This is a genomic window from Burkholderia sp. Bp8963 (assembly GCF_003854275.1).
Classification (GTDB): domain Bacteria; phylum Pseudomonadota; class Gammaproteobacteria; order Burkholderiales; family Burkholderiaceae; genus Burkholderia.
On record NZ_QTQP01000011.1, the window covers coordinates 20,588 to 38,363 of the forward strand.

Annotated in this window: 17 protein-coding genes and 1 pseudogene; 7 read left to right on the forward strand and 11 right to left on the reverse strand. The window is 61.5% G+C overall.

Annotated elements, in window-relative coordinates:
* Positions 1–31: 31 nt before the first annotated feature.
* The 6 genes from DID96_RS11600 to DID96_RS11625 all read right to left on the reverse strand — a co-directional run bounded on the left by DID96_RS11600 (position 32) and on the right by DID96_RS11625 (position 7,581).
* Positions 32–2,194: a bacteriophage N4 adsorption protein A gene (locus tag DID96_RS11600; protein ID WP_124599464.1), complete on the reverse strand. Its 2,163-nt coding sequence runs from the start codon at positions 2,192–2,194 to the stop codon at positions 32–34.
* Positions 2,191–2,502: a hypothetical protein gene (locus DID96_RS11605; protein ID WP_124599465.1), complete on the reverse strand. Its 312-nt coding sequence runs from the start codon at positions 2,500–2,502 to the stop codon at positions 2,191–2,193. Before DID96_RS11605 ends, DID96_RS11600 begins: the two co-directional genes overlap by 4 nt.
* Before the next feature lie 175 nt (positions 2,503–2,677).
* Positions 2,678–3,892, reverse strand: a complete 1,215-nt coding sequence (gene wecB, locus DID96_RS11610; RefSeq protein WP_124599466.1) for a non-hydrolyzing UDP-N-acetylglucosamine 2-epimerase — start codon at positions 3,890–3,892, stop codon at positions 2,678–2,680.
* 39 nt (positions 3,893–3,931) lie between these two features.
* A complete protein-coding gene (locus DID96_RS11615) occupies positions 3,932–5,596 on the reverse strand; it encodes a DUF2334 domain-containing protein (protein WP_124599467.1) in 1,665 nt (554 codons plus the stop codon).
* A 12-nt stretch (positions 5,597–5,608) separates the two neighbouring features.
* Positions 5,609–5,926 carry a hypothetical protein gene (locus DID96_RS11620; RefSeq protein ID WP_260463853.1) on the reverse strand — a complete coding sequence of 106 codons (318 nt, stop codon included), beginning with the start codon at positions 5,924–5,926 and terminating at the stop codon, positions 5,609–5,611.
* 665 nt (positions 5,927–6,591) lie between these two features.
* Positions 6,592–7,581, reverse strand: coding sequence for a helix-turn-helix domain-containing protein (locus DID96_RS11625; RefSeq protein ID WP_260463854.1), 990 nt, complete (start codon positions 7,579–7,581; stop codon positions 6,592–6,594).
* Here DID96_RS11625 and DID96_RS11630 point away from each other — a divergent pair.
* Positions 7,508–8,504: pseudogene (locus DID96_RS11630) on the forward strand (GTP-binding protein); the annotation flags it as partial. The gene DID96_RS11625 and the pseudogene DID96_RS11630 sit on opposite strands and share 74 nt — an antisense overlap.
* Before the next feature lie 272 nt (positions 8,505–8,776).
* On the opposite strand, the gene DID96_RS11635 reads toward DID96_RS11630, so the two are convergent.
* The 3 genes from DID96_RS11635 to DID96_RS11640 are packed head-to-tail and all read right to left on the reverse strand — an operon-like array spanning position 8,777 to position 10,326.
* A complete protein-coding gene (locus DID96_RS11635; RefSeq protein ID WP_124599469.1) occupies positions 8,777–9,103 on the reverse strand; it encodes a hypothetical protein in 327 nt (108 codons plus the stop codon).
* Positions 9,087–9,275: a hypothetical protein gene (locus tag DID96_RS38265; RefSeq protein WP_185732222.1), complete on the reverse strand. Its 189-nt coding sequence runs from the start codon at positions 9,273–9,275 to the stop codon at positions 9,087–9,089. The genes DID96_RS11635 and DID96_RS38265 overlap by 17 nt, the downstream gene beginning before the upstream one ends.
* Positions 9,276–9,300: 25 nt before the next feature.
* The gene (locus DID96_RS11640) at positions 9,301–10,326 is read right to left on the reverse strand and encodes an AraC family transcriptional regulator (RefSeq protein WP_124599470.1); all 1,026 of its coding nucleotides are present in this window, start codon (positions 10,324–10,326) and stop codon (positions 9,301–9,303) included.
* A 351-nt stretch (positions 10,327–10,677) separates the two neighbouring features.
* On the opposite strand from DID96_RS11640, the gene DID96_RS11645 reads away from it, so the two are divergent.
* From DID96_RS11645 to DID96_RS11670, 6 genes are all read left to right on the forward strand, one after another.
* The gene (locus DID96_RS11645; protein ID WP_124599471.1) at positions 10,678–11,925 is read left to right on the forward strand and encodes a dienelactone hydrolase family protein; all 1,248 of its coding nucleotides are present in this window, start codon (positions 10,678–10,680) and stop codon (positions 11,923–11,925) included.
* 40 nt (positions 11,926–11,965) lie between these two features.
* A complete protein-coding gene (locus tag DID96_RS11650) occupies positions 11,966–12,754 on the forward strand; it encodes an SDR family oxidoreductase (RefSeq protein WP_124599472.1) in 789 nt (262 codons plus the stop codon).
* A 64-nt stretch (positions 12,755–12,818) separates the two neighbouring features.
* Complete coding sequence (locus DID96_RS11655) at positions 12,819–14,057, forward strand: styrene monooxygenase/indole monooxygenase family protein (RefSeq protein ID WP_124599473.1); 1,239 nt, start codon at positions 12,819–12,821, stop codon at positions 14,055–14,057.
* A 5-nt stretch (positions 14,058–14,062) separates the two neighbouring features.
* On the forward strand, positions 14,063–14,617 hold the full coding sequence (locus DID96_RS11660; RefSeq protein WP_260463855.1) for a flavin reductase family protein: 555 nt from the start codon (positions 14,063–14,065) through the stop codon (positions 14,615–14,617).
* Positions 14,618–14,653: 36 nt separating this feature from the next.
* Positions 14,654–15,613, forward strand: coding sequence for a transporter (locus tag DID96_RS11665; RefSeq protein ID WP_124599474.1), 960 nt, complete (start codon positions 14,654–14,656; stop codon positions 15,611–15,613).
* 97 nt (positions 15,614–15,710) lie between these two features.
* Positions 15,711–16,265 carry a GNAT family N-acetyltransferase gene (locus DID96_RS11670; RefSeq protein ID WP_124599475.1) on the forward strand — a complete coding sequence of 185 codons (555 nt, stop codon included), beginning with the start codon at positions 15,711–15,713 and terminating at the stop codon, positions 16,263–16,265.
* Between the two features lie 156 nt (positions 16,266–16,421).
* Here DID96_RS11670 and DID96_RS11675 read toward each other — a convergent pair whose 3' ends face one another.
* Positions 16,422–16,703 carry an antibiotic biosynthesis monooxygenase gene (locus DID96_RS11675; protein WP_124599476.1) on the reverse strand — a complete coding sequence of 94 codons (282 nt, stop codon included), beginning with the start codon at positions 16,701–16,703 and terminating at the stop codon, positions 16,422–16,424.
* Positions 16,704–16,711: 8 nt separating this feature from the next.
* On the reverse strand, positions 16,712–17,737 hold the full coding sequence (locus tag DID96_RS11680; protein WP_124599477.1) for a carboxylesterase: 1,026 nt from the start codon (positions 17,735–17,737) through the stop codon (positions 16,712–16,714).
* Positions 17,738–17,776 lie beyond the last annotated feature (39 nt).

Below are 17,776 nucleotides of genomic sequence, written 5' to 3' on the forward strand. Positions count from 1 at the left end.
CCGCACTCCTCGATGTCCCTGTTGATCAAGGCTAATACCAGAGCGTAGCCTGCACGAAAAGCCCGCGCGAACGCGCAGCCGACGTCAGAGGAAAGCGGTATTGGACAGTCAGGTCGACCCAGCTGGCCGGCGCGCTGTAGCGGCTCTCGCGAAACCAGAAGCGAAATTGCACACCCGGGCCGATACCGATCGCCGTCTTGTCCTTCTCGCGATTGTCATGATCGAACGCCGCGGCGATGTGCGGATAGACGGTCAGATGATCGCTGACCGATGGAATGGCCCACGTATGCCCGTAGCGCAACTGCGAATACAAGATATAGCGGCCCTGATGAAAGAAGTAGTCTGCTTCGGCATAGGCTTGCCAGCTTCGCCAGCTCGGCTCCGTCATGCGCAAATCATTGCCGGCCTCCGATGAGTAACCAAGGCGCGCGAGCCAGTCGTTCGTCGACAGCCGGCCGATGTGGACGAGTCGCTCCGCGGTCACGAAGAGATTCTGGTCGGGAATCGGCTTGTAGCGCACGCCGACCGACCCCTGCACCGTCGGCATTCCAGTCACGTTTCCTGTGCCGTCATAGGCAGTGCCATACCCACGTACGAAAAACTGCAGAATTCGCCCGTTCCGGTAGCCGATGCGGGGTGGCTGCCAATAGGCCTCGATACCGGGCTGCAGGACGCGGACCGTGCCTTGCGGCGAGAACGCGGACCCCTGGTACGGCAAGCTCATGACAAAGCCCCAGTGCCGCTCAAGCTGCTGGATTTCGCGCCGGTAGCCGAATCGGCGTTGGCGGTCCGATGTCTGCTCCGATGTCTGCTCCGATGTCTGCTCGTTAACGTCTGCATCGATACTGCGCTTGCGTTTCCGGTCCAATGCCTGCTCGTTAACGTCTGCATCGGTACTGCGCTGGCGTTGCTGGTCCAATGTCTGTTCGGTAACGTCTGCATCGAGACTGCGCTGGCTTTGCTCGTTCAATGTCTGCTCGGTAACGGCTGCATCGAGAGTGCGTTGGCGTGGCGCGTTCCATGCCTGCTTGGTAATGGCTGCATCGATACTGCGCTGGCGTTGCGTGTCCGATGTCTGCTCGGTATCGTCTGCATCGATACTGCGCTGGCGTTGCGTGTCCGATGTCTGCTCGGTATCGTCTGCATTGATATTGCGTTTGCGTTGCACGTCCAATGGCTGCTCGGCATCGCCTGCATTGGTACTGCGCTTGCGTGGCACGTCGGATCTCTGCCCGGTATCGTCTGTCTTGATATTGCGCTTGCGTTGCCGGTCCAATGTCTGCTCGGCATCGTCGGCATCGATACTGCGCTTGAACAGCTCGATCGCTTCTTCATTCTTGCTGAGGCGCTTGGCGGCGTAGCCAGCGTCGGCAAAGTTGCCTGCGTTGCCGCCGCCCTCGGCGAAGCCTTCTTCGAACCGCCTCAGTGCCTCGTCATCCTTGTTTTCTCGCAGCAAATCGTAGGCCGTCTGCAGTGTTTTCATGGCCCTGTCGTTGGCCGGCGGCGGCTGTTTCGCGTAAGCGATCAACTCGGCCGCACTTTGCTTCTCGTCGTTCGTTGCCGCGTGGTGCTGTGCAAGCCGCGCTGCGAGCAATGCGGCTTTCCGGTTGCCGTTGCGCAGCCGCAGCTGCGCAATCCGCAACTGCACGGCGCTATCCGGATGACCCTGAAGCGGCCGCAAGGCTGCGCTCGCCTGATCCGGTTCATGCGCGGCGAGCGCACTGTCTGCCCAGGCAAGGCGCAGATTGCGTTCCTCTCTGCGACTCCATCCACCCTTCGCGATGGCGGCAGCGAAATCGCGGGCGGCCGTTTCGTATCTGTGCTGCCTCTGCGCAAGAAAGCCGTGCTGCGCCCGCACCCGCGCGCTTTCTGGATGGCGCCGTAACAGGCTCTCGGCTTGCGCGTCGGCTTTGTCGATCTTTCCCTCCCGCATGAGCACGTCAAGCCGCAAGAGCCCGAGCTGCAGGCTGGTCGGCTGCACCTTGAGCGCTTCCGACGCGTAGCGCTCCGCGTGCGGCAGGTCACCCGAGGCAATCGCCTTGTAAGCGGCATCCGCGAGGCGATACGCTTTGGGCGCAAGCGACTCGGCGCCGTTCCCCGGTACCGGCCAGGCGAGCGACGCGACGGCGGCAATCCATCCCACCCTCGCCAGCCGCCCCCATTGCACGGCGGCCGAATTTCGCGCGTGTCTCATGCCGTCCCCCAGTCGGTCCCGGCGCGGAAGCCCGGCGAGAACCTTCCTCCGGACCGCGTCTGCGCTCGAACTCCTGAAAGTACGCGTGCCGCGAGCGTGCGGAGGCGATTTGCGCGTCGCTTGCGATGATAGGTGCCTGCAACGAACGCATTCCATTTTCGTGGCAGCGACAGAACGGGCAACCGAACAAAGTCGTACTCAGCCAGAAGAAGGTCGTCGATTGAGCTGATGAATACGACGATCGCCGTCACCATCGCAACCATATTCAAGCCATGCAAATGCGAAAGCCAAATCGACGTTCCGTCCATTCCAATCCATCCCGCAACCCGTGCCACCAGGATCGATCGACCCACAGTCCATTAAATTATGTTGGCGATGTCAATCTTTAATCCGATACCGAATGTGCATGAGTCGCTTTCATCTTTTCGTCGTTGCAAACCGGTTAAACGTATCATTAAAGCAATGTCGAACTACCGTGATGACCTAATTCGAGCGCAAAGCATGCAGCCCTGAAGCAATCGCACTATCGAACACCTTGCGCGGCAGGCCGGGCAACGCAATCTCCTCCTCCAAAGCCGGAATATTCAATAGCGCGTCAACGATTCTTGCGCTTGCATGTCCATCGCCATACGGATTGGTAGCGTGGGCCATGGCATTGTATTGCGTGCTGTCGTCGAGCAAGCGGGTCACCTCCGCGATGATGCGCTCGGTGTCGGTGCCGACGAGTCGAGCCGTGCCCGCCTGCACGGCCTCCGGACGCTCCGTGGTATCTCGTGTCACGAGGACAGGCTTGCCGAGCGCCGGCCCTTCCTCCTGGATTCCGCCCGAATCGGTGACGATCAGGAACGCTCGCGACATCAGGAAGACAAAAGGAAGGTACTCTTGCGGCTCGATAAGGTGCACGTTAGGTTGCCCGCCAAGGATCGCCCGCACCGGTTGCTGAACGTTTGGATTCAGATGCACGGGGTAAACCAGTTGTATGTCATCGCGCATTGCAGCCAGTTGGCGCAATGCCTTGCAGAAATTCTTGAAGGGCTCGCCGAAGCTCTCGCGCCGGTGTCCGGTAACGAGTATCAATCTCCGGGCCACGTCGAGAAACGGATAGGCCGACCCGATGCGCGCGCTGAGCGACGGATCGTCGTCCAGTTTTCGCTTCACTTGAATTAACGCATCGATAACCGTATTGCCGGTCAATACGACGCGAGAAGGCAGTGCGCCCTCGGAGAACAGGTTGAGCCGCGCTTGTTCGGTAGGGGCGAAAAGCCACGAAGAAATGGCGTCAGCAACGCGGCGGTTGAGTTCCTCCGGCCACGGCGACCAAATGTTGCCTGTCCTCAATCCGGCTTCAATGTGACCGACGGGGATGTAGCGATAGAACGCTGCGAGACTCGCAGCAAGCGTCGTAGTGGTATCCCCATGCACGAGGACGATTTCCGGCTGCCAGTCATCATAGATTGCGCCGACGCCTTGAAGTACGTTGGAGGTGAGTTCGCTCAGCGTCTGCCCCTTGCGCATGAGATTCAGATCGAAGCTCGGTGAGATGCCGAACAAATGCAATACCTGATCGAGCATTTCCCGGTGCTGGGCGGTCACGCAAACCTTTGCGTCAACATTCGGTTGGACCGAAAGCAGGTGCACGAGAGGGGCCACCTTGATGGCCTCCGGTCGCGTACCAAATACAATTAGTACCTTCTTCATTGCTGTCTCCGACCATCACTACACTGAAACTTCGGACGGTCATTTGGCCGTGGTTCCGTCTACCCATGTGTAGCCCATGTTGGTGATGGCGGTGACAAGGTTCTGGAAGTCGCTAAATGCCGGTAAATTCAGGTCGGGCTCCATCCAGTACGGGTGAAAGAAGAACGACGCGAAGCCATCTCGCACCACAAGAGCGTAATTCGCATTCGTTGCGACTTGCTGCCACGTATAACTGATGCACGAAAATGGGTCGATGTTGCAGATGTTGTACTGGATACTTCCAAGATTCTCCGGGACGATCCGCTCGCCGTAGAAGTCGGAATTGATGATGTACGGAAAGAACTGACCCGCTGAAAAATCCTGATTTGCCGCTCCGGTTCCCAGCTGCGGGTTGCTCGCCGTGTAGTAGACCGCTCTCTGGAACGTGGCAGCGGGAAACGTGCTTGCTGCTGCCTGTGAGGACAACGCAGACATCTGGTACTGCGGTGCCGCCCAGCCGGCCACCGTATACCCGTTGGTCGAGAATTCGGCGAGCCCCGCCGTCATTCGCTGGAGTGCCCAGTTCGGCGAGCCCTGCTCTTCGTCCACCGGACGGTTCTGCACCGCATACCAGAATTCATAGTCGCTACCGGAGACGGCATTTTGCAGGTTCGGCGTCGCGTCATACTGATGCGTATAGCCATGCATCACGATCGATCCGCCGCGAGCCAGCGCATAGCTCAACTCGGATTGCAAACCGGTCGCGTTCGCAAGGTGAATGGTTTCGGGTGTCCCCCCGTTGTAATAGCCATTCGGATCCGTGTACAAGGGAATCGTCGCCATCGTGAACGGAATTTTCCTTGAGAAAAGGTAATCCGTCAGCTGCTTCATGGAACCAATCGTCGTGTAGGCGTCGAGGTCCTCGAGTCGCACGAGGGCGCGATGATTCGGCGCGGCAGTGCTTGTCCCGTCATTGAGGATGTCGTGCAGCACGTCGCAAATGACCAGATATCGATCTGTCGGCCCGATGTACGAGAACGGGATGTCAGCGAAATACCAGAAATTGCCGGAGCGCATGATGTAGGGCGCCGTCGCTTTGCTCTGACTGTTCGTGATCGTCACCAGCGATTGCGCCTTGGATGGATCGAGCACCTGCGTGAGACCAACGTCCGGATCCGCGCTGACGACGCCGGTCGAAGGATTGAATGCGTAGTACTTGACCATCGACATGGTCTTGTATGTGACCGTGTCATAGAAACCCGGATTCGGATTGCTCGACGAAGGCGTTGAATTGAGTCCCGCGAGTCCGACAAAGCTGAAGCCGAAGGTCTGATTGAACGTATAAGCCGAGTTCCATGCGATTTGCCACAAGTTGTACTTGAACCAGACCACGGTCTTCGTGGACGACATCACGTCGTTCAAAAATGCGGCCGGCAGGGGATTGTTGTAATAATCGCCGATGTAAAACGTCGCGTCATGGTTTGCGACCATACCGGCGGTGTAGTTCTGCACGGGCACAATGTCGGTCGCGGTATTGAAGTGGCCTAGCAAGTTCCGCAGCATGATGCTGTAGATCAGACCGAGCTTTGAATATGGGTCGCTGGGCGGATTGTCGTACAAGATCAGCGTATGTTGCGTGTTCGTGATCTGCGCGCAGGCCGTGTTCGGCAGTGTGATCTCCACGAATCCGGCAAGCAGTGCGACAATCAGAATGATCTTCTTCACGATTGCCTCCCCTTAATCTCGCTGGACGTTGCCGCCTGCGCGCTTCACGGTTTTCCGATCGAATTTGGGACGCCCCGTTTCCTTGTACGCATTTGCCCAGTCCTTATCCGACATGCCCGGTTTTATCGACACATGGGCGGAACCATTGGGCAATGGTGGAACCTTGAACGTGGTGGTCGGGTTCGCCTTTCCGGTTTTGGCCGTTGCCGCGCTATTTTGGGCAAGCGCGTCCTGAAAGATGAAAGTGCCGAGCGACGCGGCGGTAATGGGAATGACAATTGCCAAGGCGCCAATTTGGTGCCGGTATGAAAGATTGCTTGGGAAACGCATCGTGGACTCCTTCGACGTCCCAGCCATTCGACTGTGACCGACTTCGCGAGATTGCACGGCTTGCCGACATCGCTTCCTCTTGCGCAGGCAGTGTGGCAGACAAGCAGTTGCAGTGGCACGACACGCAGGAGCGGTGAGAGCTTACCTATGACGACTCAGCTTGTTTTCATGTGAACAACATTTAATAGATCTAACCATCAGGATATGCAAAGAACGACCGGAAAGTGAGCCTTCAAAACATGTTCGTAAATTCTGATTTACGGACAGGTGCTTCGTTTATGAGTGGGGGCAACGTCTCCGCCCCTCCATGTCATGTCATACCTATCTCGACGCTGTAACGGCTTCCGGATAAACGAATAATTGGTGACCGTTGTATGGAAATCAGTATTACGAATAAAGCAGGTTCAAAAATTGCGACGCCACTATGGTCCGCTTAAATCAGATCAAAGGTGTTAATGTCTTGTCTTTTTCGAGATGCGTGCGATAAGTGCTGTAATCGTAAATTTACGGTCGAAATCGTTCCGGATATAACGTTATGCGGGCAGATACCATCGCGCTTCCCGGCGTTTTCACATCTCCGGGCACGGCGTACCAAGAATCGAATAAACGGGAAGCGATAAGGCGCATATCGCCTTCACTGGAGGCCGTCCCCGTCAAACCCTGCGTCAGGCCGGGGACCCGGCACCGCCCTGCCCGCGCCACGCGCGTGGCGACATCGCGAACCGTTCGCGGAACGCACGACTGAAATGCGACATGTCGTTGAATCCCCAGCGCAACGCGATGTCGGACACGCGCAACACCGCACACTGCGGATTCACGAGATCTTCCGCGCACCGTTCGAGCCGCAGGTTCCACACGTAGCGCATCAGCGACGTGTTTTCCACCTCGAACAGCTTGTTGATGTACCGCGACGAAATCCCGATCGCCTGCTCGACCATCATCGGGTTCAGGTCCGGGTCGCGCAGGTGCTCGAGCAGATGCCGCTTCACGCGCGTGAGCGTCAGCGCCTTTATCCGCGACTGTGCGAAGTCGTTGCGCTGCAGGCTCCCGAGCGTCATCGCGATCAGCGAGATCGCGGTATCCGACAACTGCAGCACTTCGTCCTCGGACACGTGGCGGATTTGCGACGACATCTGCTCGAGAAAACCCCGCATCACGCAGCCGACTCCCTGCCCGGTCGGAATCGGGCATGCGGTGCGGTGTTCCATCCCGACGACAAGCTGGTTCAGCGTCGGGCGCGGAATGCTGACGACGATCTCGCGCCAGGACTGGCCGAATTGCAGGTGATGGGGTCGCGTCGCGTCGTATACCGCGAAATCGCCAGGGCGCAGCGTCACGATCTTCCCGTCCTGCTCGACCGACTGACTGCCCTCGAGCATCAGCACCGCGAAATACTTGTCCTCGTACTCGCTACGCGCCTGACGATAGCGTCGGGTCACCGCCTGCTCGCTCGCGTGGATATCCGAGATCCGCAGCTTGTCGCACTTGCGCTGCCGGACTCGGCCAAAGAAATCGGCCTTCTGCACGGCCGCGATCTGTACGTCCGCGAACAGGCGCAAGATCATCTCGCGCCAGAATTCGATGCGCTGGCTGACCGAGCCGACGGTGCTATCCGGATTCCTTGGCGCCGGGAAGACGACACTGTTGAACCACATCCTGCGCAACCGCACCGGCCTGAGGGTCGCTGTGATCGTCAACGACATGAGCGAGATAAACGTCGACGCCGACGATGTGCGACGCCACGTCGAGCTGCATCGCGGCGAGGACGAACTGGTCGAGATGAGCAACGGCTGCATCTGCTGCACGCTGCGCGCCGATCTGCTCGAGCAGGTGAGCACGCTCGCGCGGCAGCGGCGCTTCGACTATTTGCTGATCGAGTCGACCGGCATCTCGGAGCCGATGCCGGTCGCGGAGACGTTCGCGTTCCTCGACCGCGACGGCTTCAGCCTGAGCGAACTCGCACGACTCGACACCCTCGTCACGGTCGTCAACGGCGAGACGTTCGAGGACATGATCGCGTCGGTGCAACCGGTCGCACCGGACGCCGCGCTAGCGAATGGCAACGACACCGGGCAGCCGCGCAAGCTGTCCGACCTGTTGATCGAACAGGTCGAATACGCGAACGTGATCCTCGTCAGCCGGCTCGACCGGATCGGCGACACGGGTTTTGACAGGCTGCGCGCGGTGCTTGCGTCGCTGAATCCGTCCGCGCGGATCCTGCCGATGCGACACGATGAAATCGACCTGTCGGACGTGCTGGATACCCGGCGCTTCGATCTGCCGGCGCTCGTCGAATCACCGGGCTGGATGCAACAGATGCAGGTCGACGAGCGGCCGTCCGAATCGGACGCGTACGGGGTCGCGTCGTGGGTCTATCGCGAACGCGCACCGTTTCATCCTGCACGCCATGCTCGCATGGCTGCGCCGACCGTGGACCAACGGCCGGCTGCTGCGCTGCAAGGGATATGTCTGGGCCGCGCACCGCCATGCGGAGATCGGCATGCTCGTGCAGACGGGCGGCCAGTTCCAGTGGGGCTACGTCGGCCGCTGGTGGCGGTTCGTGCCACCGTCGGACTGGCTCGGCCGGAGCCTGTTCGAATCACATCAGCTTTGCTGACGTTCCTCGGAAAATTGCCCGAAACGCGCAGACAAAAAAAAGCCCGCGATCTGCGGGCGAATTTCGCTCTGAGAAACCCTTGTCCAACAGGACGGTTGATCTTACTACCCGAAAATCACGCATTCGAGACGTGTAAACCCGCTTGCTGCTTACCCGTTCCATACAGCGAAAACCCTGGATGTCCGTACGCCGTACGGTGGAGCCTGCAGCCCGGACCAGGACCGCCAAAACGCTCAGTGCAATTGCCGCTTCAGGTCCGAAAGCTCAGAGTGCATCGAGCTCACGGCATTCTTTACCCTGGTATCGAGGCCGCCAGCCTGCATGCAAGCCCGCTCGGCTCGATCGCCAATCCGCTCGAGATCGTCAACCCATTTCCGGATGCGATCTTCGTCATGGGATGACATGATCTTCTTGCCGGACTTGCATTCCTTGTCCAACTCATCCATCCAGTTCATCAGATCCTTCGGGATGGTCTTGTCCGAGTGGCAAGTCCGTGATGCCTCGCTGACCGTTTGCTGAAGATGAGTGAAGCGTTGCTGCATTTCACTCGCTTGCAACATGATGATCTCCTTTCGAAGCCTCCGCTTCAGACGAGCCGACGCAGCGCAGAGCGCCGCGCTGGCCATGAAAGTTGCCGTTCGCAGGCTTCAGCCGGGTCGCAGGAATGTTGCATTGCGCCAAAGCGGCAAGCTCGCCCGCGAAGGGTGGGCTTATAGTGTAGGTCATCGTCACCCACTTGCTCGGGGCTGGCGCGCCGTCAGCACCGCACCCGTCGCGTCCTGAGCGTTGCCGACGGCGACTCCCCGAACGCGCGCTTGTATTCGATCGAGAAGCGCCCGAGGTGCGCGAATCCCCATTTCAGCGCAATGTCCGTCACCGACGCGAGCCCCGGCGTCTGCTCGCTGAGCAATTCGTCGCGCACGTGCTGCAGCCGAAGCTGCCGCACGTAAGCCATCGGCGTCGTGCCATGACGGTTCCGGAACCCGGCAAACAGCGTGCTCGGGCTGACGCCCGCCAGTTCGGCGAGCCGTTCGATCGTCAGCGATTCGTGCAGGTGCGCACGGATGTATTCCTCCGCCCGCCGCACATAGAACGGCGCGAGTGCTGCCGGCACGCGTCGCGCCCCCGTCCGCGCGCTGTTCGGATGCCCGTAAAGCAGGATGTTGAGCAACGTCGATTCGAGCTGCTCGAATGCCAACGGATGACGCAACGGATGCGCATCCGTTGCGATCACGTCGGCAAGCATCGGCAGCAGTTGCGTGAGACACGCCCCCTGCGAAGAAGATAACGGGAACTCGGGGTCGAACTCGATCGGCGAGCGCCGGTCGTCGCCAAAATGTCGCGCCGCATGCCGCTCCAGCACCGCGCGCTCGATACGGAGGATCGCCTGCGGACAGGCATCGCCCCAGCGCATTTTCAGCGACAGCGTCGGCGAGATCAGCGACGCCGTGCCTGGCGACGAAATGAAGTGCTTCGAGCCGCATACGATCTCGGCCTGGCCTCGCAGCGGGATCTGCAACAGGAAGAAGTTCTCGAGTGGTCCGGGCTCGATGCTGACTTCACTGCCGTAGTCGAGCAGATTCAGCGACAGGTCGCCGCAGCGCGCGTGATGCAGGCAACTGTGCAACTCGCGCGAATGGCCGGTCAGCATGAGCCGATGAGGCTTGAAGACGTCCCCGACGCGCGCGCGCACCTCGTCGAAATCGTTCGACTTCAGCAGCAGGTTGCCCTGGTTGAAACAAGCGGCCTCGGCAAGCCAGCCCGTCCCGGAAAAATGCGCCATCGAAGTTCTCCCGTCATGCTCGATTGCACCTGCACGGTGCACGCGTTCCCGGTCCGGTGAATCCGGTCACACGAACCGGATAACGTCTGGAGTATCCGGACAGTCCGGCCTGATAGAACGCAAGTCCCGCGCAAATAACGCAAGAAGCGGACCATTCGCGCATCGTAGAAAACTGCGCGGGGCGTCCGCATCCGCATATACCCGCAGTCCGGCACGTAACTGAGCGGGTCCGGCCGCCGGATCGTCAGGTTTCCGGAATTCGTGGACACCGGCCGAAGAAAGCGGATAGAAGCGCCAGTTTCGTCCACCAATACTAGGCCCGTCACAAACACCAACGGGACGGAGGGACACATGAAACGACGTTACATCGACATTCCATCGCCGGACGGCGGGACGTTTCGCGCCTACCTGAGCACGCCGGCCGCCGGAAAGGGGCCGGGCATCGTGCTGTGTCACGAGATCTTCGGCGCAAATGCGACGATGCGCGAAGCGGCCGACTACCTTGCCGAGGAAGGCTATACGGTGCTCGTGCCGGACCTGTTCTGGCGCCAGTCGCCGGGCATCGAACTCGGCGACTCCGCAGCCGATTTCGAGCGCGCGATGGCGCTTTATCGGCAGTACGACGAGGACAAGGGGATCGAGGACATCGGCGCGGCGCTCAACGTGTTGACGCAATTGCCCGAATGCACCGGCGAGGCCGGCGTGCTCGGCTACTGCCTCGGCGGCAAGCTCGCCTACCTCGCTGCGTGTCGGCTGCCGGGCGTGGCCTGCGCGGTCAGCTACTACGGCGTAGGCATCGAGCATGCACTGGACGAGGCGGCCCACCTGCACGGGCGTCTCGTGCTGCAGATCGCCGGACAGGATCGCTTCTGCCCGCCCGACGCGCAGCAGCGCATCGTCGAAGCATTGTCCGGACGTAAGGATGTCGAAGTGTATGTCTATCCTGGCGTCGATCATGCGTTCGCACGCGTCGGCGGCGATCACTGGGACAAGGCGGCCGCGGTGATGGCGCACGAGCGCGCGATCGCCGCATTCCGCCGGACGCTCGGCCCGCATTACGACCTTTCCGCGCTGTGGGAAGTCCATCTGAAGCACGAATTCGATACGCGCAACGTCGACGCAACGATGGCCACGATGGTTGCCGAGCCCTACGTGAATCACATTCCGACGCTCACGGGGGGCGTTGGCTACGAGGAACTCAAGCGCTTCTACACGCATCACTTCGTGCACGCGAATCCGCCCGACACGACGATTACGCCGATCTCGCGCACGATCGGCGCAAGCCAGATCGTCGACGAACTGCTGTTCTGCTTCACGCACACCACCGAGATCGACTGGATGCTGCCGGGCGTCGCGCCCACCGGCAAGCGTGTCGAGATCCCGCTCGTCGCGATCGTCAAGTTCCGCGGCGACAAGCTCTATCACGAGCATATCTACTGGGACCAGGCCAGCGTGCTCGTGCAGATCGGCCTGCTCGATCCGGCCGGCCTGCCGGTCGCGGGTGGCGAAACGGCCCGCAAGCTGCTCGACGAAACCGTTCCGTCGAACGGACTGATGCGCCGCTGGCAGCACAGCGCACCGTCGCCGGACCTCCTTTGACCGTGCGCTGCCCTCACCTATCGTTTCCGGGAGACACCCCATGACTGTCCTTGCTGGCAAAGTCGCGATCGTCACCGGCGGCGCCACGCTGATCGGCGCCGCTGTCGCGCAGGATCTGAGCCGCGCCGGTGCGCGCGTCGCGGTGCTCGACCTCGATGCGCAAAACGGCGCGCGCGTTGCGGAAACCCTCGGCGCACACGGAATGTTCATCGCCACCGACATCACCGACGACCGCGCGATCGAACACGCGGTCTCGGCGATCGTCGAACGGTTCGGCGCGATCGACCTGCTCGTCAATCTGGCCTGCAGCTACGTCGACAACGGCATCCACGCAAATCGCAACGACTGGCTCGCGGCGATGGACGTCAACGTGGTGTCGGCTGCGATGCTGACCAAAGCCGTGCATCCGCACATGGTCCGGCGCGGTGGCGGCGCGATCGTGAACTTCAGCTCGATTTCCGCGCAGTGCGCGCAGACCGGCCGCTGGCTTTACCCGACGTCCAAGGCGGCGATTCGCCAGCTCACGCGCAGCATGGCCATGGATCTCGCGCCCGATCGCATTCGCGTCAACTCGGTGTCGCCGGGATGGACGTGGTCGCGCGTGATGGACGAACTGACCCACGGCGACCGCACGAAAACCGATCGCGTCGCCGCGCCGTTCCATCTGCTCGGGCGTGTCGGCGATCCGTCGGAAGTCGCGCAGGTGGTCACGTTCCTGTGCAGCGACGCCGCGAGCTTCGTGACGGGCGCCGACTACGCGGTGGACGGCGGTTATTCCGCTATGGGCCCCGAGCAGGCCGTGCCGGCCATTCCACGGCTCGCCGAATGACCGCCGCCCACGGCCGGCCATCGATCACATTCCTGTTGGAACGCCATCAATCAAGGACCATCTCATGAGACGCATTGCCATCGTCGGCGCCGGCCAGTCCGGGCTGCAACTCGCTTTCGCCCTGCTCGACCAGGGCTATCAGGTCACGCTCGCGACCAACCGCGACGCGGAACAGATCCGCACCGGCAAGGTCATGTCGAGCCAGTGCATGTTCCATACCGCGCTGCAGATCGAGCGCGATCTCGGCCTGAACACGTGGGAGGAAGCCTGTCCTGCCGTCGAGGGCATCGGCCTCGCGGTGCCGCATCCGGACCGCAACGGCCTGAAGGCGATCGACTGGTCGTCGCGGCTGACCCGCTATGCGCAGTCCGTCGACCAGCGCATCAAGATGGCCGACTGGCTCGAAACCGTTCGGCGCCGCGGCGCGGACGTGCGCATCTGCGATGTCGGCGTGCCCGAACTGGAGGAACTGGCCCGAAGCCACGATCTGGTGCTGCTGGCGGCCGGCAAGGGCGAAATCGTCAACCTGCTCGGCCGCGACGACGCGCGCAGCGCGTTCGACCGCCCGCAGCGCGCGCTCGCCCTCACCTATGTGAAGGGCATGACACCGAGCCAGCCGTATTCGCGCGTGCGCTTCAACCTGCTGCCGGGCATCGGCGAGTATTTCGCGTTCCCGGCGCTCACCACGAGCGGTCCATGCGAAATCATGGTGTTCGAAGGCATTCCGGGCGGCCCGCTCGACTGCTGGGCCGACGTGAAGACGCCCGAGCAGCATCTCGACAAGAGCCTGTCGTTCCTGCAGCAATACGTGCCATGGGAATTCGAACGGTGCCGCGACGTCGAGCTCACCGACCCGAACGGCACGCTGTCCGGCCGCTTCACGCCGACGGTGCGCAAGCCGTTCTTCCGCCTGCCGTCGGGCCGCACGGTGTTCGGCATGGCCGATGCCGTAGTCGTGAACGACCCGATCACCGGCCAGGGATCGAACAACGCCGCGAAATGCGCGAAGGTGGTGTTCGATGCGATCCTCTCGCGCGAATCCGCGCCGTTCGGCGAAGACTGGATGCGCGACACCTTCGAACGCTACTGGGCCTATGCGCAACATGTCGTGCGGTGGACCAACTCGCTGCTCACGCCGCCGCCGCCGCACATCCTCGAACTGCTCGGCGCGGCCGGCCACATGCCGTCACTCGCTGCGGCGATCGCCAACGGCTTCGACGATCCGCGCCAGTTCTCGCCGTGGTGGTTCGAGCCGTCGGCGTGCGCGGCGTTGATTCGCGAACACAGTGCGCGTTCGGAGTGAACGACATGGAAACCACCGTCATGCATGATCCCGCCGATCCCGACGCCACCCCCCGGCCGGCCGTCGACCCGGCGCAATTGCGCGCCGCGTTCGGGCAGTTTCCGACGGGCGTCACCGTAATCACCACGCGCGCGGCCGACGGACGCAAGGTCGGTCTCACCGCCAACTCGTTCTCGTCGCTGTCGCTGGATCCGCCCCTCGTTCTGTGGAGCCTGCGCAAAGCCGCGCCGAGCTGCACGGACTTCGTCGCGGCCACCCATTTCGCGATCAACATTCTCGCGCACGACCAGATCGACCTGTCGCGCCGCTTCGCGACACCCCACGCCGACAAGTTCGACGGCGTGCTTCACGTGGCGTCCGGCGCTGGCGGCGTGCCCTGCCTCGAAGGCGCGAGCGCGCGCTTCGTCTGCCGCAATGTCAGCCAGTACGAAGGCGGCGATCACCTGATCTTCATCGGCCGGATCGAGCAGTTCGACGCGTTCGGCAAGGCGCCGCTGGTGTTCCACGCGGGGCAGTACCGTGCGATTGCGGCTCACCCGGCTCTTTCGTGCCCGGTTTGATTAGTCATGCAAATAAATATGCAGGAGGTGGTTCAAATGAAATGCCGCTTTCACCCGCTCGCCATCGCAGGCCTCGTGCTGACGACTTGCATCGCCGGAACCGCTCCGGCCGATGCGGCCGACCTGCCGAGCGTCAACCTGGGCATGACCAGCTTCCTCGACGGCATGCCGCCGGCCGGTTCCGGCTGGTACGGCACGCAGTACCTGGAGTACTACACGGCGGGCCGCATCAACGACAATGCGGGCAACAAGGTCGGCCTGCCGAAGCAGGACATCGACCTGTTCGCCGGCTTGAGCCAGCTCGTCTATCAGTCGCCGCTGACGTTCGCGGGGCTGCATCCGGGGCTCGACGTGATCCTGCCATGGGTTGCGTCCGTGCATACGGACGACGGGATCGGCAACGTGGCGCTGAATTCGCGCGCCGGTTTCGGCGATCTGCTGATCGGTCCGTTCATCCAGTTCGATCCGGTCATGGGCGCGCAGGGTCCGCGCTTTGCCCAGCGCGTGGAATTCCAGTTCATCGCGCCGACCGGCGCATACGATCCGTCGCGCGCGATCAACCCGGGCAGCCATTTCTGGTCGTTCGATCCATACTGGGCGGCTACGCTGTGGCTGACGCCGAAGTGGACGGTGTCATGGCGCCTGCACTATCTGTGGAATGCGACCAACCATCGTCCTTCGACTTCGCTCGGCCCGGACGTGACCTCGACCCAGGCTGGCCAGGCGATCCATGCGAATTTCGCGACCGAGTACGAGGTTCGCCCCGGTCTGCGTCTCGGCATCAACGGCTACTGGCTGCGCCAGACCACCGACATGAAGGAAAACGGCCAGGATGTGCCCGGCACGCGAGAAGCCGTATTGGCGATCGGCCCCGGTGCGATGTATAGCTTCTCGCCGAAAGATCATCTGATGTTCAACGCGTACTTCGAAGTCTATGCGCGCAACCGGCCGCAAGGCACGCGCATGGTGCTGCGCTATGTGCACCACTTCGAATGACGTTTTGGCCCAAATCGGCGCGGGTGGCGCCTTTTGCTGTATCGTAGCCGCTGCTGCGCGCACGCGCCGCCATCCCGTCAACCCACGCCAAGCCACGATGACGTCGAGTTCCCCGTCCCCCGTCAGCACCGCACCCGTTCTCGAAACCGCGCGCCTCGTCCTTGCAGGTCATACGGCCGACGACTTCGACGCGCTCGCGGCGATGTGGACGGAACCCGCGGTCGTCGCGCATATCGGTGCCGGCACGGCTTCGACGCCACGGGAATCCTGGATGCGCATGCTGTCGTATCGGGGGCTGTGGCCGTTGATCGGCTACGGGTACTGGGCGATTCGCGAGAAGGCATCCGGGCGTTACGTCGGCGATCTTGGCTTCGCCGATTTCCATCGGACGCTGGAGCCGTCGATTCGGGGCGTTCCGGAGGCCGGTTGGGCGCTTGCGACCTGGGCGCACGGCAACGGATACGCGACCGAAGCGCTGACGTGTGCGCTCGCATGGCTGGATGAACAACACCACTTCGAGCGCAGTGTATGCCTGATCTCGCCCGGCAATGTCGCGTCGATCCGCGTGGCCGAAAAGGCCGGCTACGCAGACCCCGAACCGGTCCGGTTCAACGACGCGGACACGCTGATATATTCGCGAACCCGCCGGTGAACGATTGCGGCTCGAGTGCTACACCGCTTGCCGTCAACAAGACGATAAAAAGACGTTAGCAAGAACGATTCATGTCCGAAATGAGCGCGCCTCACACGAAAGGCGCGTCGCGCTCTGCGGCTGTGTCGCGTCAGGATCCCGGCATCGCCGCCTGACCTATTTGACCGCGACTTCCGTGTGAATGGCCTCCGGCGGTTTGGCGAAGCAGGCCCCGACCAGTCGCCGCCATTCTTGGAAATCGTCCGACTGCCGGAAGTGCACCGTGTGATCCTCGACGGTTTCCCACCGCACGATCAGCACATAGCGAGTCTCGTGCTCGACGATCCGGTGCAATTCCGCGCCGCCGCACCCTTTCGCGCGCGCGAACAACGGCAGCGCATTTTTCACGCCCGCTTCGAATTGCGCCTGGGTTCCCGGGAGTACTTCGATATGTGCCATTTCCAGTATCACGCTTTCCTCCAGTCGGTGTGTCGATGAATGCCAGGGATCATACCTTGCGCTGCGATGCGCTGTGTCGCTGCAAGCGGGTTGCTGGCAATCTCCCGCAGGAATCGGATCGAAGCCTGCTCCAGTTGTGCGATGCCTGGCTCCTCCACCGGAAAGTGACCGCAATTTTCCAGCATCACCAATCGCTTCTCGCCCTTGATGCGGTCGAAGAACTGCCGGCTCGATTCGAAATTCGTCCAGCGGTCGTTTTCGGGGTGTGCCAGCAGGAGAGGACAGTGGTCGAAGTCCTCGGGCTCAATGTCCGGCCGCACGGCGAAAATTGACTTCATGAAATTGACTGGCACACGTACGCCGCCACCATAGGGATCCTCGACAACTAGCCGGTTTAGCGATGGATCGTTCGACATCGCGCCCATTTTGGTAAACCACTTCACGGGCAGTCTCAGTCTGCCGATCAGTGGGGTGCAGAAGGGCAACAGGGGCATCATGACGTGGCGCACCAGCGCGTTGCGGGCAAACTGTCGTTTCACCAGCGGCGAGCGCGGATCTGCAAGGGTGGTGGCGATCACGCCAGCAATCGGGCCGTCACCCATTCGCGCCGCGCACAGGTAAGCCAGATAGCCACCAAGGCTTCCGCCGCACAACACGACGCGCCGCCCAGTGTTCCGGTATTCGATGGATGCCAGATCGCATAGCAAGTCGGTCCACGCCTCGTAAGTAACCAGTGAAGCAGGCGCCTGACTCAATCCATATCCCGGTAGATCCGGAGCGACTACCTCGTAGCCGGCGCCGTGCAGCAGCTTGCCAATCGGCGCGAACAGCCGGCCATACCCTCCACCTCCATGCACGACGATCACCGTCAGCGGCGATGCAGCGCAGGGAAATCGATCAACATGGATCGATGCTCCTTTCCAGGGGAGCCGCTCTTCATCAGGGCCGTTGGCGGCGGTTACTCGCGCATGTCCGGGAAAAAACGACTGGTACTGCTTCCAATAGATTTCCGTCTTGTAGCTTGGCTGGGGCATCGGTAGATGATGTGCGGGACGCGCTAGCGACGTACAGGC

Coding starts and splice junctions, on each gene's coding strand:
- DID96_RS11600 (WP_124599464.1), bottom strand. CDS start 2,194: ATGAGACACGCGCGAAATTCGGCCGCCGTGCAATGGGGGCGGCTGGCG.
- DID96_RS11605 (WP_124599465.1), bottom strand. CDS start 2,502: ATGGACGGAACGTCGATTTGGCTTTCGCATTTGCATGGCTTGAATATG.
- wecB (WP_124599466.1), bottom strand. CDS start 3,892: ATGAAGAAGGTACTAATTGTATTTGGTACGCGACCGGAGGCCATCAAG.
- DID96_RS11620 (WP_260463853.1), bottom strand. CDS start 5,926: ATGCGTTTCCCAAGCAATCTTTCATACCGGCACCAAATTGGCGCCTTG.
- DID96_RS11625 (WP_260463854.1), bottom strand. CDS start 7,581: ATGTGGTTCAACAGTGTCGTCTTCCCGGCGCCAAGGAATCCGGATAGC.
- DID96_RS11635 (WP_124599469.1), bottom strand. CDS start 9,103: ATGTTGCAAGCGAGTGAAATGCAGCAACGCTTCACTCATCTTCAGCAA.
- DID96_RS11640 (WP_124599470.1), bottom strand. CDS start 10,326: ATGGCGCATTTTTCCGGGACGGGCTGGCTTGCCGAGGCCGCTTGTTTC.
- DID96_RS11645 (WP_124599471.1), top strand. CDS start 10,678: ATGAAACGACGTTACATCGACATTCCATCGCCGGACGGCGGGACGTTT.
- DID96_RS11650 (WP_124599472.1), top strand. CDS start 11,966: ATGACTGTCCTTGCTGGCAAAGTCGCGATCGTCACCGGCGGCGCCACG.
- DID96_RS11655 (WP_124599473.1), top strand. CDS start 12,819: ATGAGACGCATTGCCATCGTCGGCGCCGGCCAGTCCGGGCTGCAACTC.
- DID96_RS11660 (WP_260463855.1), top strand. CDS start 14,063: ATGGAAACCACCGTCATGCATGATCCCGCCGATCCCGACGCCACCCCC.
- DID96_RS11665 (WP_124599474.1), top strand. CDS start 14,654: ATGAAATGCCGCTTTCACCCGCTCGCCATCGCAGGCCTCGTGCTGACG.
- DID96_RS11670 (WP_124599475.1), top strand. CDS start 15,711: ATGACGTCGAGTTCCCCGTCCCCCGTCAGCACCGCACCCGTTCTCGAA.
- DID96_RS11675 (WP_124599476.1), bottom strand. CDS start 16,703: ATGGCACATATCGAAGTACTCCCGGGAACCCAGGCGCAATTCGAAGCG.
- DID96_RS11680 (WP_124599477.1), bottom strand. CDS start 17,737: ATGCCCCAGCCAAGCTACAAGACGGAAATCTATTGGAAGCAGTACCAG.